The sequence below is a fragment of the Methylorubrum aminovorans genome, from assembly GCF_022179725.1.
GTDB classification, from domain to species: Bacteria; Pseudomonadota; Alphaproteobacteria; order Rhizobiales; family Beijerinckiaceae; genus Methylobacterium; species Methylobacterium aminovorans.
In genome coordinates, this window is sequence record NZ_BPRC01000010.1 from 129,957 (window position 1) to 148,764 (window position 18,808).

Consider the following 18,808-nt stretch of genomic DNA (forward strand, 5'->3'; position numbering starts at 1 on the left):
CCGCAAAACCGCCCCAAAGCTTGGGCACAATCCGATTCCGTCGCCCTTGGGCGCCGCCGGTCGAACCCGGCCTCGATCGAGACGGTATATGCCTTCCCCGAACGGATCCCGACGCCTTGCGAGGTTTTGCCTGCGCACCCTCGTATCGGCCGTGATCGGGCTGCTGTTCGTCTCCGCCTCGAACACGCTCGCCCTGGCCGAAAAGGCGAACGCACCGATCCCGGCCGCGACCCTGGCGCTGATGGCGGCACGCGGCACCGATGCCGCCTCGCCGATCGTGCTGCGAGCCTACAAGAAGGAATCCGAGATCGAGGTCTGGAAGCGCAACGCCGCCGGCCGCTACGTGCCGATCAAGACCTATCCGATCTGTCGCTGGTCCGGTCAGCTCGGGCCGAAGACCAAGACCGGCGACCGGCAGACGCCGGAGGGGTTCTACACCGTGGCCAAGAGCCAGATGAACCCGAACTCGCGCTACTACCTCTCCTTCGACGTCGGCTACCCCAACGCCTACGACCGGGCGCACGGCTCCACCGGCTCGGCGGTGATGGTCCACGGCGTCTGCTCCTCCATGGGCTGCTTCGCCATGACGGATGCCGTGGCGGGAGAACTGTTTTCCATTGCCCGTGAGGCCTTCTCCGGCGGGCAACGGGCGTTTCAGTTCCAGTCCTTCCCGTTCCGCATGACCGCTGCGAACATGGCCCGGCACCGAACCGACCCCAACATCGCCTTCTGGCGCCAGTTGAAGGAGGGCTCCGACCGCTTCGAGGCGACCGGCGAGGAACCGGTCGTGAGCGTCTCGGGCGGACGCTACGCCTTCGCGCCCTCGCCCGATCCGGCCAAGGAGGCGGCCTTCACCGCCCTGCACAAGGACGAGACCGACCGCATCGCCGCCCTGGTGGAGGAGGGCGCGGCGGCCGTGCGCACGACCTATTCCGATGGCGGGCAGCACGCCTTCTGGGCCGCCCGCATCCGCCAGGGTTTTCCGGTGGGCGACATCAGCCGGCCCGAGGCCCTGGCCTATGCCGGCCAGGAGGTCGTGCTGATCCCCGCCCGGCGCCGGCCGGCTCCGCTCCCGCCGGTGCCGGAGGCCGTCTGGGCCGTCTGGATCGGCGCCGGCAGCCCATCGTTGGCGGTGCGGACCGCGGATTTCGTGCCACCCTACGAGGCCGGAACGGAGCGCTTCGCGCCACGCGCTGCGGGCTACGCGCAGAGCTGGCCGAGCTTGGCCCGCGCTGCCATCGAGGCGACAATGCCACTGCCCGAATTTGCATCTCCGCAACCATCGGTTGAGAAGGTAGCACAGCGCTGACCTGGACCTCCTCAAAACGGCGTGTGCGAGCACGCACACAGACCCGAATGGCGGGGCCCCATCTCAGCACTGTACACTCCGTGCCCGAAGAGGGGCCGAAGGACAGCCGCGAAAACGTGCGCGGATGCGCACGGCGGCGCCACTGCTACCCGAGAAAGCCCGGCATGAAACCGGGCATTGGTGCCGATCCATGACCCTGCCATATCCAGCCAAGGACGACGCCCTCGTCCTGCGTTTCTGGGGCGTACGCGGCTCCACGCCGGTCAGCGGCCCCGAGACCGCCGAGTTCGGCGGCAACACGCCGTGCCTGGAGATCCGCTGCGGGGATCGCCTGTTCGTCATCGATGCCGGCTCCGGGCTCAATGCCTTCGGGCGCAGCTGCCGCGAGTCGCTGCCGCAGGACATCGACCTGCTGTTCAGCCACCTCCATCTCGACCACACGGCCGGCCTGCCCTTCTTCAAGCCGGCGGTGATGAACTGCGGCCACACGATCCACACCTATTGCGGGAATCTCGACGGTGCCAGCGCGCAGGACGCGCTCGACCGGCTGTTCTCGCCGCCGCTGTTTCCGGTGACCCTCGACGTGCTGCCCTGCACCTTCAAGCATCACGGCTTCAAGGCAGGCGAGTCGCTGACCTTCGCCGACGGCATCCGCGTCGATACGATCCTGCTCGACCACCCGCAGGGCTCGACGGGTTACCGCTTCGATTACGGCGGCAAGCGCCTCTGCGTCATCAGCGACATCGAGCACGGCACGAACTGGCCCGATCCGGAGCTGTGCCGCTTCGTCGAGGGGGCCGACCTCCTCGTCTATGACGGCATGTTCACCGAGGGCGAGTATCCCTGCTGCAAGGGCTGGGGCCACTCGACCTGGCAGAAGGGTGTCGAGCTGGCCAAGGGAGCGGGGGTCAAGGCACTCGGCATCATCCACCTGCACCCGGCCCATTCCGACGTGCAGTTGCGCAAGGTCGAGGCCGAGATGCAGGCCGAGATGCCGACCGCTTTCATCGCCCGCGAGCGCCAGTCGATCGAGGTGGGCCGCCCCCTCATCGGCCTCGCCGAGCCGCCGATGCTGGCCCTGGCCCGCCGGGCCTGAAAACTGGCTTGAACGCGGTTTCTGGGCAGGCCCATCGCTGCTCAGGCTGCCGGAACGGCTGGCTGGCTCGTGATCCCAAGAAATTGGATCAAGACCAAGTCTGGGACCCTACGCGTCCCAACGCTGAATCGTCCCAACGCTGAATAGAGAAGGGCCCACCCGATGCGTGTCGGATGGGCCTCTCGTCATGTCATGGTCCCACGCGAGTGAGACCGACCGCCGACCTCACATCGCCGTCGTCGCGCCCGCACCCTCCTCGCGGCCGATGCGGCTGTGCTTGCGGCTCCAGGCGAAGTAGATCACGAGGCCGATCGCCAGCCAGATGATCAGGCGCAGCCAGGTATCGCCGTCGAGCGAGAGCATCATCGCAAGGCAGAACAGCGCGCCGAGGATCGGCACGAACGGCACCAGCGGCGTGCGGTAGGCGCGCGGGGCGTCGGGCTGGGTGCGGCGCAGGATGATCACACCGGCACAGACGAGGATGAAGGCGAGCAAGGTACCAATGCTCGTCATGTGGCCGAGCTGCGAGATCGGCAGGAAGCCGCCGAGCGCGCTGGTAAACACCATGAAGAACAGGTTCGAGCGGTAGGGCGTCTTCCACTTCGGATGGATCGCCGAGAAGAAGCCCGGCAGGAGGCGATCCTTCGACATCGAGTAGAACACTCGGCTCTGGCCGAGCAGCAGCACGAGGATCACGGTCGAGAAGCCGCAGATCACGCCGAAGGTGACGAGGCTCTTCAGCCACGGATACGGGGTCGCGGCGATCGCGGTGTTCACCGGGGCGGCGTCACCCCGCATGGCGTCGTAGTGGACGAGGCCGGTCAGCACGCCCGCAAACGCGATGTAGAGCGCGGTGCAGATCGCGAGCGAGCCGAGAATGCCGATCATCATGTTGCGCTGGGGGTTCTTGGCCTCCTGCGCCGCGGTCGAGACCGCGTCGAAGCCGACATAGGCGAAGAACACCACGCCGGCCGCGCGCATCACGCCGCTCCAGCCGTACTCGCCGAAGGTGCCGGTGTTGGCCGGCAGAAAGGGGTCGTAGTTCTGGGCCTTGATGTAGAACAGGCCGACCCCGATCACGGTGATCACCACCGCGAGCTTGATCAGCACCACCACGCCGTTGACGCGCGCCGAGGAGCGGATGCCGACGATGAGCAGGGCCGAGGTCAGGACCACGATCAGGATCGCCGGCAGGTTGACGAGGCCGTGCGCCATCGTGCCGTCGGCGAGCTGGTAGGTCTCGAAGGGCGAGTGCACGAGGGAGCCCGGCAGGTTGATGCCGAGGGTATCACGCATGAAGCGGGTGACGTAGCGCGACCAGCTCACCGAGACGGTGGCGGCGCCGACCGCGTATTCGAGCACCAGATCCCAGCCGATGATCCAGGCGATGAATTCGCCCATCGTGGCATAGGTGTAGGTGTAGGCCGAGCCCGCGACCGGGATCATGCCGGCCAGCTCGCTGTAGCACATGCCGGCGAGCGCGCAGCCGATGGCGGCGATGGCAAACGAGAGCGTCACGGCCGGGCCCGCATGCTCCGCGGCGGCGATGCCGGTGAGCGAGAACAGGCCCGCTCCGATCACCGCGCCGATGCCGAGACCGACCAAGCTCCAAGGGCCGAGATGGCGTTCCAGCTTGTTTTCGCCGGATTCGGCGTCGGCGTTGAGCCGTTCCAGCGTCTTGATCCGAAAGAGATCACTCGCCAAGCCTGACGCCATGTCCGTCTCACCCCCCGCTTGATGCCGCCGCTCCCGATGAGAGGGAAGGCACGGCGTCACATCTCGTAGATCAACCGCGAAACCGGCATGTGCGCAACGGCCGGCCGTGACAAGACCGTGCAAGGAAACGGCCAAGATGTCGCGATCCGCTGTCGGATTCGCGTCACAGCGGCCAGGAAACGTCGCGGTAGGCCCCGTCCCAGAACCCGTATTCGAGGCGGGTCGCGTGGGTGTAGGCCGCGTGCATGCGCTCCCGCAGGAGGGGTGAGGCGTCCGCCGCGGCCTCGTCGGTCGCGGCGATCATCGCGGCCACCGCCGCGCCGAATTCCTCGCCGGCATAGGTGTCGATCCAGGCGCGATAGGGATTGTCGGAGTCCGCGCGGGAGAAGATGTCGCGGCCGACCTCGGCATAGATCCAGAAACAGGGCAGGAGCGCCCCGAGCACGACTTCGTAGGGCTCGGCATAGGCCGTCGCCGTCAGCCACGCGACGTAGTGGTCGCAGGCGGGCGAGAGCGGCGTCGCGGCAAAGGTCCGAGCATCGATGCCGTAGGCCTGGAAGAAGCCGCCGTGTAGGGCCCGCTCGACCACGATGGCGGTCTCGGCGCCGCGGGCGAACTGCACGATCCGGTCGGGGTGCGGCGCCTTGGCGGCGGCGAGCGCCAGCGCTCGGCCGAAGCCGATCAGGTAATGCGCATCCTGGACGATGTAGCGGCGGAAGCGCTCAGGGCTCAGCGAGCCCTCCGCCAGTTCCGCGTTGAACGGCATCCTCCGGATGGTCTCGTAGGCCGCGAGATTGCGGGCCCAGGCCTCCTGCGTGAAGCGCCCGGCAGAGGGGGTATCGGCCAAGAACGGCGCTCCGTCTTCGAGGAAAATCAGCCCTGCCGTTGCGCCTGCGTCACCGCCACGTGGATCAGTTCGGCCAGCGTGCGCACCTTGAGCTTCTGACGCATCTGCGAGCAGGCGTTGGTGACGGTCTTGTAGCTGACCGAGAGGTCGGCGGCGATGGCGCCGTAGGACTTGCCCTGGGCGAGGCGGGCGAGGATCTGCTGCTCGCGCGGCGTCAGCTGGGTCTCCGGCGTGCGGCGTGGATCGGCGCGCAGCATGGCGACCTCGGTCGCCAGCCGCCGGTCGAGATAGACCTCGCCCGCACGCACGCGTTCAAAGGCCTGGAACAGCTCGTTCGAGGCGTGATCCTTCAGGACGTAGCCGAGCGCCCCGGCCTCCAGCGCCCGCGAGACGATGACCGGATCGTTGTGCATCGAGAAGACGAGGACACGGGTCTCGGGCTCGATGGCGCGCATGCGCCGGATCAGGGCGAGGCCGGCCAGCCCGCTGCCCTGGAAGGTCAGGTCGCAGATCACCACCGGCGGGCGCAGACGGTGGAAGGCGCGGTAGCCGGAGACGACGCCGGTCGCCTCCACCACGGTCTCGATCCCGGCATCCTCCAGCACGCGGCGGCAGCCCTGCAGGACGATCGGGTGATCATCGATGACCAGAACCGGGACGGGTCCGCCCTTGCTCGACGCCGCTTTCATCACGGGGCTGCTGACCGGGGCGTTCATCTGACACGCATCACTTGGGTTGCGGCGCGGGCGGAGGCGGAACCTCGCTGCCGTCGCGCTCGGGATCGATCGGGAGGGTGATCCGGACAACGGTTCCGGAGGCGCCGTTGTCAAGAGAAGCCGTGTCGAGGCGGAACTGGCCACCGAGCGCCTCGACCCGCTCGCGCATGCCGGACAGGCCGAGGCCGACGCGGTGGCCGGGCGCGATGCCGGTGCCGTCATCCTCGACGCTGATCCGAAGAGTCATCAGACCGGCGGCGTCGGACTCCTGCGCCACGCGGGCCCTGACATGGCGGGCATCGCCATGGCGCACGGCATTGGTGCTGCTCTCTTGGATGCAGCGGAACACGGTGAGGTCGACGATGTCGCCGTAGCCTTGAGCCAGCCCCTCGAACGAGCCCTCGAAACGCGTCTCGGGATGGCGCCGCTGGAAGTCGCGCAGGAGGAGGTTGAGGCAGTCGGCGAGCGGCACCTCGCCGAGGCCGTGCGGGCGCAGCCGGTTGAGAAGGTCCCGGTTGAGGACCTGAACCTGACCGACGATGCTGCCGATATCCCCGGCGCGCGAAGCGAGCCGACCGCGGTCGATCTCGCCGGGGCTGGCGGCGAGCCGCGCCACGGAGGCCGCGTTCGCCTCCAGGGCGAACAGGCAGGGACCGAACTCGTCGTGGAGTTCCAGCGCGATACGGGCGCGCTCGTCGTCCTGAGCCGTCAGGAGCTGGCGGTTGAGACGGCCGTTGGCGGCCCGCGCCTCTGACAACGCCCCGGCCACGCGATTGAACCGTTCGGCGATCACCGCCAATTCGCGGGAGGCGGGCGGGTCGAGATGGGCGGTGTAGTCGTGCCGCTCCAGCCGGGTCAGCCCGTTCGCGAGGCGGCCGAGCGGTCGCAGGATGCGCCCGAGCGCCAGGGTAAGGGCGGCGAGCACCGCGAGGTTCAGGATCAGGCTGGCGAGCGCCAGCGAGCGGGCATAACCCCACACCTCCTCGATCTCGTCGAGGGGCTGGGTCGTGATCGCGGCGGTGCCGATCCGCTCGCCGCGCACGATGATCGGCAGATCGTGCTGGTGCGGCTCCGGGGCGATCAGCCGGACGAACCAGCGCGGCGCCGTGCGCTGCTCGCGCCCCTGCTCGGACGGACCGAAGCCGACCCGCTGCCCTTCCGCATTGAGGATCGTCACGCGCACATGGCGCAGGGCCTGAAAGCGCAGGTCGAGGGTGTGGAGCACGCTCTCGGGACTCGGGCTGCGCAGGGAGCGGATGGTGTCGGCCACCAAGGGCTCGACGGTGGCGAGACTGGCCGCCATCTCGACCTTCACGGCACTGCGCGCGGTCAGAACGATCACGCCGCATGAGACCAGGGCGGCGACGACGTCGATGGCGAGTACGATCAGGATCAGGCGCGTGCGCGTCGGCCAGCCGGCCCAGAACGGCACGGCGGCCCGATCCTGCGCCGCGTCGGCGTTGGGATCGGACGTCGGTTGCGCCATCATCGGCGACAGATCGGGTTGCAGTGCGGCGGGATTCGGCACGGGCCCTCGCGGTCGGTCAGGCCACCGCCCGCCGAGGGCACCGCGGACCGGCTCGGCCCGGGACAATTCGGCAAGCCGACATCGGATAAAAGTCTCAGATCTCTACTCTTTCGGCACGGACGGCACCGTGGCCGATCGCTCGGCGAAAGTCCATGCCGGGGCCGCGCCGCAGGGTCGCACGGCCCACTGATGTTTCTCTTATGGTCGCCGGCCTCGAAAGCGGCGCGAGCGCTCTTGCGGGTTACACGCTCCGTTAAATCGCGTCCGATAAGAACGTCGGCGAGAACAGATCGGGGCGAGACTTGTCCGCGGCACATGCCGTCCGGTCAGGTTTGTCCGCCTCGGAGATTCCGCTAGATTCGTGTGGATGGCCGGCGCCTGAATTCTGTTCAGGCCGCGCGGACATCTTGCCGCCGCATTGCCGAGGCCGTGTTGTTGCAGGGGTACAACGTGCAAGAGGCCGGCCGCATGTCGGTGGCGATTCATCCGTCCGAAGCCCGTCCGTCCGAGGCGAGAGCCCAGGCCCGGTTCCGGCTGCCCGTGATCGCGGGCGTCGCCGGCGGGGGCGTGGCCCTCGTCGTCTTCGCCGTCGGGGCGTTCTCGTTCTTCTCCGATCTCGCCGATCCGCGGAGCCGGCCGACCCGGATCGCACCGGTCGCCTCGCAATGGCCCGACCTGAAGGACGGTGTTCCGGCCCTGGCGCCAACGACGGGCGGACCCGTGATCGAACCGCGCCGGGCGAGTCTTCCGTCCGCCGAACCCGCGCCGGCGCCATCGCCTCCTCTGCCGGTCCAAGCAGCGGCCGCCATCCCGGTCGCGGCACCGGCTCAAGCCACGGCGCCCGCCCAAACCGCACCGACGGCCCAAGCGACCCTGCCCGCTCAAGCCACGCCACCGACCCAAGCCGCACTGCCCGCCCGAGGCGCAGCGACGGTTCAAGCCGCCGCGGCGTCGCCGGCGCGGGGCACCCCTCCGATCGAACCCGCCTCCACGCTCCCGGCCACGGGCCGCACGGCGGCAGCGCTGGCCCCCGCCAAGGTCACGGTCCCTCTGCCTCCGAGCCGGAGCGAGACCGTCCGGGCCAAGACGGAACAGCCCGCCAAGTTCGTCTCGCTGCCCGCGCCGAAGGCGAAGCCTGAGATCGCCAAGGCTGAGGCCAGGGTTGAGGCTAAGTCTGAATCCAAACCCGAGGCGAAGGCCGAAACCGCGAAAGCCGATGCCGCCCGCAAGGCGATGCCGGCTCCCCGCAACCGGACGGCGGAGACGCGGCCGACCCAGACCGCTTCGGCGCAGCCGCCCGCAGCCAACCCGGCGCAGGATTCGGCGGACGAACCCGAACTGCTCGGCGTCAAGATTCCGGGCGGTCGCCAGATCCGCGAGGGCTGGGACGCCGCCGTGAGCGGCCTGCTCGGCAAAAAGTCCGGCAACGAGTAGCCGTTCGTAGACCGATCGGCCGCCAGCGCGCCGATCGCGAGCTTTCCCGACGATTTTCCGTTTAACCGCCTCGGTCTCGCCTCCGTCATCGCGGGGCGACGTCGTGGCGCGACCTACCCGAAGAGGTTGCGCCCTCGATCGCTTCGGTTCGCCCCCACCGCCGTCATTCCGGGCGACGGAGGCGTTCAAGCCACGACGGGCTTCCACGTCCTGCCCCAGCGCCGAATCGTGGGTGGATCCCAGGCTTACGCCGTGCGCCTCCGGGATGACGGCGAGAGGGCTGATCCCTAACGATCCGCCGGCAATGCGATCGCCCGGCGGCTTCGCTCAGCCGCCCCGGCCGGTCTTGGTCGCCTCGCGGCGGTGACGCTGGGCTCGGGGGCTCTTCGGCGCCTTGGCGGGTGCGGGACCATCCCCCTGCATCCGCTCGATGCGGACATCCGCCGGCCCGCGCCGGGCGAAGGCGGCAGCGAAATCCTCCGCGGCGCTGGCTCGCACCTCGAAGGCGGTCTCGTTGTCGAAGATCCGGATCGCGCCGATATCACCGCGGCCGATCTGTCCGCGACGGGTCAGCATCGGCAGCAGGCGGCGCGGCTCGACCCGGTCGCGGCGGCCGAGATTGAGCCGGAACCAGGCGGCCGGCTCGTCCTCGCCGATCCGCGGGGCGCCGACCGGAACGCCGCGAGAATCCGGGCGACGGCTGGTCTCGTAGGCCGGATCGCTGACTTCTTCCGGGACAGGGATGCGCGAGCGGTAGAGCCGGGCGAAGGCGGCGGCGAGACGCTCGGGCGGGCAGCGCTCCATCAGCGCCTCGGCCCATTCCCGCTCCCACTCGCGGTCCTCTTCCGTCTCGGGCTCGGCGAGCAGCGGATCGGACATCATCCGCTCGCGGTCGAGGGCGCGGATCTCGTCCGCATTCGGCGGGCCGCTCCAATCGGGGCTGACCTTGGCGATGGCGAACATCTGCTCGGCGCGCCGCCGCCGCGCGGGCGGCACCAGCACGACGCTCGTGCCTTTGCGGCCTGCGCGGCCGGTACGGCCGGAGCGGTGCTGCATCACCTCGGCATCGTGCGGCAGGTCGGCGTGGATGACGAGGTCGAGCCCCGGCAGGTCGATGCCGCGTGCGGCGACGTCGGTGGCGACGCAGACGCGGGCGCGACCGTCGCGCAGGGCCTGGAGCGCCGCGTTGCGCTCGCCCTGGCCGAGTTCGCCCGAGAGCGCCACGGCCGAGAAGCCGCGCTCGGTCAGCGAGGCCTGGAGATGGCGCACCCCGTCGCGGGTGTTGCAGAACACGATCGCCACCGGCGCATCGACGTAGCGCAGCACGTTGACGACGGCGTGCTCGACCTCGCGCGGCATCACACGCACGGCGCGGTAGACGATATCGGCATGCCCACGGGTCTCGCCGGCGACCGCGAGGCGCAGGGCGTCGCGCTGGTAGCTCTCGGCGAGTGCGACGATGGCCTTCGGCAGGGTTGCCGAGAACAGCAGGGTGCGGCGGTCCGCCGGGGTTTCAGCGAGGATGAATTCGAGATCCTCGCGGAAGCCCATATCGAGCATCTCGTCGGCCTCATCGAGGACGACGGCGCGCAGTTCGTCAGTGACGAGCCGGCCCCGCTCCATGTGGTCGCGCAGACGCCCCGGCGTCCCGACGACGATGTGGACACCGGCCTCCAGCGCGCGGGCCTCGCGGCGCGGGTCCATGCCGCCGACGCAGGGAACGACCCGCGCCCCGGTCTGCGCATAGAGCCAGGTCAGCTCGCGCTGCACCTGAAGCGCCAGTTCGCGGGTCGGCGCGATGACGAGGGCCAGCGGCGCGGCCGGCGGCGGTAGGGTCTCCTCGGGCCCGAGCAGCGTGCCGGCGATGGCGAGACCGAAGGCGACAGTCTTGCCCGAGCCGGTCTGGGCCGAGACGAGCAGGTCACGGTCCGGCGCGGCATCGAGCACCGCCTGCTGGACGGGGGTCGGCTCGGCATAGTTGCGCTCGGTGAGCGCCCGGGCGAGGGGGGAGGGCAGAGACGGAAATGGCAAGGGAGGTGCGCCTTCGGACCGGCGATCATCGGCCGGATCGGAATCAAGCGCCGCTTCTAGCCGCAAGCGGACGCGCCGACCACTACCTGCACCGCGTGGGGGCGTTGCATGCGGGCCAGAGCCGCTCGCCTGCGTGATGAACTGCGGAACGACGAGCGCGCTTACGCCGCTCGCTCCTCCACCAGGGCGACGATGTCCTCCCAGCGCGAGAGGAAGGCGGCGACGCAGGCCGGGTCGAAATGCCGCCCGGACTCGGCCTCCAGATGAGCGCGCGCCCGGTCCAGGGACCATGCGGGCTTGTAGCTTCTTGCGGAGATCAGCGCGTCGAACACGTCGGCGACGGCGACGATCCGGCCGGAGCAGGGGATCTCCTCGCCCCTGAGGCCGCGGGGATAGCCGGTGCCGTCCCAGCGCTCGTGGTGGGTCAGGGCGATCTCGGCGGCGATCTGAAGCAGGCGCGAGGAGCTGTCGTGCAGCATGTGGTAGCCACGCAACGCGTGCTGGCGCATCTCCTCCCACTCCTCGGGCGTGAGGGGGCCGGCCTTCATCAGGATGTGATCGGGAACCCCGATCTTGCCGATATCGTGCATGGTCGAGGCGAGCGCGACGTCGTCGGCTTCCGCAGGTGACAGGCCGAGCCCCTCAGCCACGGCGATGACGCAGCCGGCCACGCGGGTCAGATGGTCGCCGGCCCGGTCGTCGCGGAACTCGGCGGCCAGCATCAGACGGCGGATCAGCTCACGCTCTCGCGCCACCGCTTCGGCCGCCGCCCGCATCGCGTCGCGCCGCATCGCCTGCGCGCGGTCGTCGTTCTCCCGGCGCGCCAGGGCGAGATCGATCAGCACACCGACCCGGTCCTGCAATTCGCCGGCATCGAAGGGTTTGGACAGCACGTCGGTCGCGCCGGCCTCCCGGCCGATCCGGCGCAGGGTCCGCGCCTCACCGCCGGCCACCAGCAGGAGGGGCGTGCGCGCGAGGCTGTCCTGCTCCCGCAGGGCGCGGATCAGGGCCGGGGCGTCGAAACGCTCGGGCTCGGCTTCCACCACGATCACGGCGGGCGCCTCGGCGACGAGATCCTCGACGACGCGACCCGAGACGGCGACGATGCTGGCGCTGCAGGGCTGGCCGCGCAGGGCGAGGACCAGGGGGGCCGGGGTTCGCGCCGCCACGACAGCGACGACCGCGTTCCCGCTTCCTTCCGCGCCGCCCGTCATCGCGTCATCCATGGCGATCCCGACGCGGCCCGCCGCCCGCCGACTCCCGATCGCCGCATCATGCGTGCCTGAACATGGTTAACCGAAATTGAAACGATTCGTCCGATCTTCGAGCGGTCCGGGCCGCCGTGCAAGCCGCAGGCCGGCCGCTTCGTTCCGGGCCGGCACCGGTCTCCCGCCTCGCACCGGCTGGTCCGGAAACCGGCCACCACTTGTCGGGCTGGCACCGGTCTCCTGCCTCGCGCCGGCCGATCCGAAAACCGGCCACCACTTTTCGGGCCGGCGCGCTAGATCCCCGGCATGACCGACGCCTTCTCCCTCGATCCGCGGCTTGCCGCCGACACCCATCCCGTGGGCGATCTCGCCCTCTGCTCCGTCCTCCTCATGGACGATGCGCGCTTCCCCTGGCTGATCCTCGTGCCGCGGCGGCCGAACCTGAGCGAACTCACCGACCTCACCCCCGAGGAGGCACGCCTCGCCTTCGAGGAAATCCGAATCGCGGTCGGGGTCGTGCAGTCGCTCGCACGGCCGGACAAGGTGAACGTCGCGGCGCTCGGCAACGTGGTGTCGCAGCTCCACATCCACGTCGTGGCCCGCTTCCGCTCGGACCCGGCCTGGCCCGGACCGGTCTGGGGCGTCGGCGAGCCAAAGCCCTATCCGCCGCATGCCCGCGCCGCCCTGCTCGAACGGGCTGCCGCCCTGTTCGTGGCCGCGTGAGGAACTTGGCCATGACCGGCTCGCCCGACCTTACCAGCCGGGACGCGCTCGCCTACGCCGCGAGCCGCCTCGTACGCCACTCCGCCGAGTTCGGCCCGGCGCCCGTCCTGGCGGAGGCCGGGCCCGAGGCACGCCTCGTGCTGATGGCGGGCGAGACGGTGATCCTGCGCACTGACCCGGAGCAGACCGGGACGGCTCTGCTGGGGCCCGACGAAGCGGAGCGGGCGGGCGCGCGCGCCGTCGAGATCTTCCTCGGCCGGGTCGAGGGGTGGCCCGTCTTTGCCGGCGCGGTGGCGGAGGAGGCCACTTCCCTGTTTCCGGCGCCGGGCTACCGCGCCCTCGACCTGCGGGCGCTCGCCGCCGAGGGCGCCGTCGCCCGCGAAGAGCAGGGACTGATCGCCACCGCCAAGTCTCTGCTGGCCTGGCACGCGCGCCACCGCTTCTGCGGCAATTGCGGCAGCCCGACTGCCATCGCCGCCGGGGGCTTCCGGCGCGAATGCGGAGCCTGCGGGCTGCACCACTTCCCCCGCACCGATCCGGTGGCGATCATGCTGGTGCGGCGGGGCGACGCCTGCCTGCTCGGGCGCGGCCGGCACTTCAAGCCGGGGATGTATTCCTGCCTCGCCGGCTTCATCGAGCCCGGCGAGACGGTCGAGGACGCGGTGCGCCGCGAGACCCGCGAGGAGACCGGCATCGCGGTCGGCGCGGTCGCCTATCACGCCTCGCAGCCCTGGCCCTTCCCGGCCTCGCTGATGCTCGGATGCGTCGCGGAGGGCCTCACCGAGGATGTCCGGACCGATCCCGACGAGTTGGAGGATGCCCGCTGGTTCCCACGTGCGGAGGTGGTGCAGATGATCGCGGGCACGCACCCGGAAGGCCTCACCGTACCCCCGCCGACCGCCATCGCCCATCTGCTGCTGCGCGACTGGGTCGACGGCGTCATCGCAGCTCCGCCGGCCCCGCAGGGGTGAGCCCGGCCCGCACGCGCTTCACGGACGCGTGCGGATGGTGTAGGCGCCCCCACTTGGCCGAGAAGTCGGCCATCGAAATCGGCCAAGACAATCGGCCGGGGAAGCCGAGCCTTGTCGGGTAGCCTGGGGACACCGTGTCCCGGGCCTCACAGGCCGGATGGGCCGCCGGGAGCGAGAAGCATGACCGCCCGCATCGATGCCGCTTTCGCCCGCTGCCGCGCGGAAGGACGGGCCGCCCTCGTCACCTACGTCATGGCGGGCGATCCCGATCCGGAAACCTCGCTCAGGGTGCTCGAAGCCCTGCCGAAGGCCGGGGCCGACATCGTCGAGTTCGGCCTGCCGTTCACCGATCCCATGGCCGACGGGCCGGCGATCCAGGCGGCGGGCCTGCGCGCCCTGAAGGCGGGCCAGGACCTGCGCGGCACGCTGGCGCTGGTGCGCCGCTTCCGCGAGGGCGACGACCGGACGCCTGTGGTGCTGATGGGCTACTACAACCCGATCCATACCTACGGCGTGCCCCGCTTCCTGGAGGACGCGAGGGATGCCGGCATCGACGGCCTGATCGTCGTCGACCTGCCGCCGGAGGAGGACGAGGAACTCTGCCTGCCGGCCCGGGAGAAGGGTCTCGCCTTCATCCGGCTCGCAACCCCGACGACCGACGACCGGCGCCTGCCGGCCGTGCTCGCGAACACGGCGGGTTTCGTCTACTACGTGTCGATCACCGGCGTGACCGGCACCGCGACCCCCGATTTCGGCCGCGTCTCGCAGGCGGTCGGCCGGATCTCGGCGCAGACCGACCTACCCGTCGTCGTCGGCTTCGGGGTGAAGACCGGCGCGCATGCCGCCGAGATCGCCCGCGGCGCCGACGGCGTCGTCGTCGGTTCGGCCCTCGTCGATGCGCTGGCGCGCAGCCTCCAGCCCGGCGACCGGGCCGGCAGCGGCACGGTGGAGGCGGTTTCCGCCCTGGTGCGCGAGCTGGCCGAGGGCGTGCGCAGCACCAGAAAGGCGCCGGCCGAGGCCTGAGCGCCCCTCAATCCGCCGCCCGCCTCGCCGGACGACGCACGCGAAGAGCCCCTTCGAAGCGTTCTTTGGCATCGAGGTGGCGGCGATCCGATATCAGCGTGGCAAGCGACCGCCGTCCGGCAGGATGCGGTCAGACGGAACGCGGTCAGACAGGGAGTCCGACGCCATGGTCGAGCCGATGAACTGGATCTCGGAGGTCGTACGGCCCCGGATCAAGACGCTGTTCAAGCGCGAGACGCCGGAGAACCTCTGGATCAAGTGCCCCGATACCGGCCAGATGGTCTTCCATAAGGAAGTCGAGCAGAACCACTGGGTCATTCCCGGCTCCGAGCACCATCTCAAGATGAGCGCGACGGCGCGCCTGAAGATGATGTTCGACGAGGGAACCTGGATCGACGTTCCGCTGCCGGAGGTGCCGGCCGACCCGCTCAAGTTCCGCGACGAGAAGCGCTACGTCGACCGCCTCAAGGAGGCGCGGGCCAAGACCGGCATGGCGGACGCCTTCAAGATCGGCTTCGGCCGTGTCGGCGGCCTGCCGATGACGATCGCGGCCCAGGAATTCGGCTTCATGGCAGGCTCCCTCGGGATGGCCGGCGGCGAGGCCTTCGTCCGCGGCGCCGAGACGGCGCTGGAGAAGCGCACCCCCTACGTGCTGTTCGCCGCCTCCGGCGGGGCGCGGATGCAGGAGGGCATCCTCTCCCTGATGCAGATGCCGCGCACTACGGTGGCGGTGCGCCGGCTCAGCGCCGCGCGGTTGCCCTACATCGTGGTCCTGACCAATCCGACGACGGGCGGCGTCACCGCCTCCTACGCCATGCTCGGCGACGTGCACCTGGCCGAACCCGGCGCGCTGATCTGCTTTGCCGGCCCGCGCGTCATCGAGCAGACCATCCGCGAGAAGCTGCCCGACGGCTTCCAGCGGGCCGAATACCTGCGTGAGCACGGCATGGTCGATCAGGTCGTGCATCGCCACCAGCTCAAGGAGACGATCAGCCGGCTCTGCGGCCTGCTGATGGACGTCCGGCAGGCCCCTGCCGGAACGCCGCCGGCGCCCGTGGCTCCCGAGCCGCTGCCGGACGCCGCCTGAGTGTCTCTCACAAAACGCCCGCTGCGCTGTCTTCGCCAGAGCGAGAACCGTCGGCAATCGGGCGTTTTGTGAGGCACTCTGAAACCGATTCGCGACAGAAGGTCTTCGCGCGAGATGGACTCCTCCGATGCGCTGATGGCGCGCTTCCTCGCCCTGCATCCGCGCACGATCGACCTGTCGCTCGGGCGCATCCAGCGCCTGTTGGCGGCCCTCAACCATCCCGAGCGGCGCCTGCCGCCGGTGATCCACGTCGCCGGCACCAACGGTAAGGGCTCGACCATCGCCTTCATGCGGGCGATCCTCGAGGCGGGGGGGCTGGCCGCCCACGTCTACACCTCACCCCACCTCGTGCGCTTCCACGAGCGCATCCGATTAGGGGGCATCGGCGGCGGCCACTACGTCGCCGAGGACCGGCTCGCCGACGCCTTCGCCCGGTGCGAGGCGGCCAACAAGGGCGATCCGATCACCGTGTTCGAGATCACCACGGCGGCGGCCCTGCTGCTGTTCTCGGAATGCCCGGCCGACGTGCTGCTGCTCGAAGTCGGCCTCGGCGGCCGGGTCGATGCCACCAACGTCATCGACCACCCGGCCTGCGCCGTCGTCACCCCGATCGGGCGCGACCATGCCGAATATCTCGGCGACACCGTCGAGGCGGTGGCGATGGAGAAGGCCGGCATCATCAAGCGCGGCTGCCCGGCGGTGATCGCCGCCCAGGATTATTCCGGGGCCGATGCCGTGCTCTGCCGCCAGGCCGAGCGGGTCGGCGCGGTGCCGGTGCGCGTCGGCAACCAGGATTTCTCGGTCCACGAGGAGAGCGGGCGGCTCGTCTTTCAGGACGAGACCGACCTGTTCGACCTGCCGCGCCCCCGGCTGGCGGGGCGCCACCAGCTCACCAATGCCGGCACCGCCATCGCGGCGCTTCGCGCGGCGGGCTTCGGCGATATCGGCACGGCGGCCCTGGAGGCGGGCCTGCGCAACGTCGATTGGCCGGGCCGGCTCCAGCGCCTCGTGCGCGGCGCACTCGCCGAGCGGATGCCGAGGGATGCCGAACTCTGGCTCGACGGCGGCCACAACGCCGATGGTGGGCGCATCCTCGCCGCGGCGATGGCCGATCTCGGCGAGCGCAGCGACGCGCCGCTGGTCCTCATCGTCGGGCTGCTCGGCACCAAGGACGCGGAGGGCTTCCTGAAGAACTTCGTCGGCCTCGCCCGCTCGCTCATCGCGGTGCCGATCACCGGCCAGGTGGCCGCACGCCCCGCCGAGGAAGTGGCGGAGATCGCCCGCACCGTCGGTCTCGCGGCGGAGGTCGCGCCGAGTGTCGAGGCGGCAGTGGTGAGCCTGTCGGACACGGTCTTCCAGCGTCCGCCGCGCGTCCTGATCTGCGGTTCGCTCTATCTGGCGGGCGCCGTGCTGGAGGCCAACGGCACGATTCCGGTCTGATTGTGATTCCCGCCCGCTCGTGCGGACATCGCATCGGCGAGTCCGCGCGGCGGCTGAGCGAAGGCTCCGACCGGCCGCACGGTGCGAGCGAACGGAATGTGCCGGGCAGGCTATTCGGCCGACGCGAGCGGGTAGTGGGCAGACGAACAGGTCCGGCTCGAGCCGCCAGAACAGCACATCCGCACCGGAAAGCTGTTGCACGCGAAAGCCGCAAGCCAAGATCGGCTTGCCCGTACCTTCCACCGATCGACCCCTGAAGCATCGCGGCCCGGCGAAGGATCGTCCGCGAGCGGGTTCATGCGGCCGGAACCTTCTGCGATGCCGCGGCTCGACAAGTTCCTGAGGGCTACCCTCTTCGGTCCCGAGGCATCCGATGCGTCCGCCGCGGCGCGAAGTCTGGTTTCGACCATGCCCCGAGCCAGTTGCGACCGCCCGTCAGCCAGGTTGTCTCACCGCCAGTGTGTCCTGCTCGCTACATCTCGGGCCGGAGAAATGGTCTAGCTTGCGGTCGATAGGGTTTCTGCTGGGGATCAAAAAATGAAAAAGCTTCTGACCTCTCTCGCCGCCTTCACGGCGCTGACCGCCGCGGCCTCCGCCGCCGACCTGCCGCGCCGCGCCGCTCCGCCGCCCGTCTTCACGCCCGTCCCGGTCTTCACCTGGACCGGCTTCTACGCCGGTCTCAACGCCGGTTACGGCTTCGGCGTCGAGGACTCCCTGGCCCCGACGCAGGTCGTCACGATCGACCGCCGCGTGATCGGCGGACCGGTCGGCGCGATCGGCGGCTTCGCCTTCGACAACGGCGGCCGCAGCGACGGCTTCGTCGGCGGTGGTCAGATCGGCTACAACTATCAGTTCACCCCGGGTTCGGGTGTGGTGATCGGTATCGAAGCCGACGCCCAGTACGCCGACCTCGGCGGCCGCTTCGGCCGTAACGGCCTCTGCGGCACCAGCGGCATCGCCTGCGCCGTGACCCCGGGCGCCTTCGTGCAGCCGGGCGTGACCCTGATCAACCCGACCGGCGTCCAGGGCCTCGACTTCTTCGGCACCGTCCGCGGCCGTATCGGTTACGCCTTCGACCGCGTCCTGTTCTACGGCACCGGCGGCTTCGCCTACGGCAGCTTCGGTGGCGGCCGCGCCGTCGACACCGACGACTTCAAGACCGGCTACGCGGCTGGCGGCGGCGTCGAGTACGCGCTCCCGACCGACTCGTTCCTGAACTTCTTCCGCTCCTCGGCGGTGACGCTCAAGGTCGAAGGTCTGTACGTGAACTTCGACGGCAACAACAGCCGCTACGGCTTCGCCAACGCCAACGGCGTGATCGTCTCCGCGACCCCGCTGACCGCGGCCGGCCCGATCTCGCCCTCGACCATCCTGAACAACACCGCCCGCCGCGACGTCGACTTCGCCGTCATCCGCGCCGGCCTGAACTACAAGTTCGGCAGCTACTAAGCCGAACCTCCCATAAAGGGTCTCGAAACCAGGAAGCCGGGCCGCAAGGCCGGGCTTCTTGCATTTCATACGGCATCCGCCCGCGACTTCGGTCCGCATCGCGAGGCGAGGCCGAAGCGATCGACCGGAAACGGTATGACGTATCGTCGAGGGCACCCGGTCGCTGGGCAATCGGCGGACATGAAAAAGCCCGGCCTCGCGGCCGGGCTGTCTCGGATCGGTCGGGCCGG

15 protein-coding genes are annotated in these 18,808 nt (G+C 70.0%); 9 read left to right on the forward strand and 6 right to left on the reverse strand.

The features are described 5' to 3' along the window. The first annotated feature begins 88 nt into the window (after positions 1–88). Positions 89–1,309 (forward strand): L,D-transpeptidase family protein, encoded by a 1,221-nt coding sequence (locus MFF24_RS15455; protein WP_238225368.1) that lies wholly within the window; start codon positions 89–91, stop codon positions 1,307–1,309. A gap of 190 nt (positions 1,310–1,499) precedes the next feature. Continuing rightward, on the forward strand, positions 1,500–2,405 hold the full coding sequence (locus MFF24_RS15460; RefSeq protein ID WP_108942149.1) for an MBL fold metallo-hydrolase: 906 nt from the start codon (positions 1,500–1,502) through the stop codon (positions 2,403–2,405). 225 nt (positions 2,406–2,630) lie between these two features. Here MFF24_RS15460 and MFF24_RS15465 read toward each other — a convergent pair whose 3' ends face one another. The 4 genes from MFF24_RS15465 to MFF24_RS15480 all read right to left on the reverse strand — a co-directional run bounded on the left by MFF24_RS15465 (position 2,631) and on the right by MFF24_RS15480 (position 7,212). After that, the gene (locus MFF24_RS15465; RefSeq protein ID WP_108942148.1) at positions 2,631–4,121 is read right to left on the reverse strand and encodes an amino acid permease; all 1,491 of its coding nucleotides are present in this window, start codon (positions 4,119–4,121) and stop codon (positions 2,631–2,633) included. A 163-nt stretch (positions 4,122–4,284) separates the two neighbouring features. After that, positions 4,285–4,968: a TenA family protein gene (locus MFF24_RS15470; RefSeq protein WP_238225370.1), complete on the reverse strand. Its 684-nt coding sequence runs from the start codon at positions 4,966–4,968 to the stop codon at positions 4,285–4,287. A 26-nt stretch (positions 4,969–4,994) separates the two neighbouring features. Then, a complete protein-coding gene (locus MFF24_RS15475; RefSeq protein ID WP_017483679.1) occupies positions 4,995–5,684 on the reverse strand; it encodes a response regulator transcription factor in 690 nt (229 codons plus the stop codon). A gap of 10 nt (positions 5,685–5,694) precedes the next feature. Beyond that, entirely contained in the window at positions 5,695–7,212 is a 1,518-nt protein-coding gene (locus MFF24_RS15480) for an ATP-binding protein (RefSeq protein WP_238225372.1), read from the reverse strand. Between the two features lie 468 nt (positions 7,213–7,680). On the opposite strand from MFF24_RS15480, the gene MFF24_RS15485 reads away from it, so the two are divergent. Beyond that, entirely contained in the window at positions 7,681–8,646 is a 966-nt protein-coding gene (locus tag MFF24_RS15485; RefSeq protein WP_238225373.1) for a hypothetical protein, read from the forward strand. A 327-nt stretch (positions 8,647–8,973) separates the two neighbouring features. Here the strand turns inward: MFF24_RS15485 and MFF24_RS15490 are convergent, their stop codons facing one another. Continuing rightward, positions 8,974–10,677 (reverse strand): DEAD/DEAH box helicase, encoded by a 1,704-nt coding sequence (locus MFF24_RS15490; protein ID WP_238225375.1) that lies wholly within the window; start codon positions 10,675–10,677, stop codon positions 8,974–8,976. 161 nt (positions 10,678–10,838) lie between these two features. Continuing rightward, positions 10,839–11,891, reverse strand: coding sequence for an HD-GYP domain-containing protein (locus MFF24_RS15495; protein ID WP_166061548.1), 1,053 nt, complete (start codon positions 11,889–11,891; stop codon positions 10,839–10,841). Between the two features lie 300 nt (positions 11,892–12,191). Between MFF24_RS15495 and MFF24_RS15500 the strand changes: the two genes are divergently transcribed. From MFF24_RS15500 to MFF24_RS15525, 6 genes are all read left to right on the forward strand, one after another. Next, complete coding sequence (locus MFF24_RS15500; RefSeq protein WP_238225377.1) at positions 12,192–12,608, forward strand: HIT domain-containing protein; 417 nt, start codon at positions 12,192–12,194, stop codon at positions 12,606–12,608. An 11-nt stretch (positions 12,609–12,619) separates the two neighbouring features. After that, positions 12,620–13,579, forward strand: coding sequence for an NAD(+) diphosphatase (gene nudC, locus MFF24_RS15505; protein ID WP_238225379.1), 960 nt, complete (start codon positions 12,620–12,622; stop codon positions 13,577–13,579). 180 nt (positions 13,580–13,759) lie between these two features. Next, positions 13,760–14,602: a tryptophan synthase subunit alpha gene (gene trpA, locus MFF24_RS15510; RefSeq protein WP_238225381.1), complete on the forward strand. Its 843-nt coding sequence runs from the start codon at positions 13,760–13,762 to the stop codon at positions 14,600–14,602. Between the two features lie 166 nt (positions 14,603–14,768). Beyond that, entirely contained in the window at positions 14,769–15,689 is a 921-nt protein-coding gene (gene accD, locus MFF24_RS15515; protein WP_108942141.1) for an acetyl-CoA carboxylase, carboxyltransferase subunit beta, read from the forward strand. Positions 15,690–15,803: 114 nt separating this feature from the next. Further along, positions 15,804–17,129 (forward strand): bifunctional folylpolyglutamate synthase/dihydrofolate synthase, encoded by a 1,326-nt coding sequence (locus MFF24_RS15520; protein WP_238225383.1) that lies wholly within the window; start codon positions 15,804–15,806, stop codon positions 17,127–17,129. Positions 17,130–17,666: 537 nt separating this feature from the next. After that, positions 17,667–18,578 carry an outer membrane protein gene (locus tag MFF24_RS15525; protein WP_238225385.1) on the forward strand — a complete coding sequence of 304 codons (912 nt, stop codon included), beginning with the start codon at positions 17,667–17,669 and terminating at the stop codon, positions 18,576–18,578. Positions 18,579–18,808: the final 230 nt, after the last annotated feature.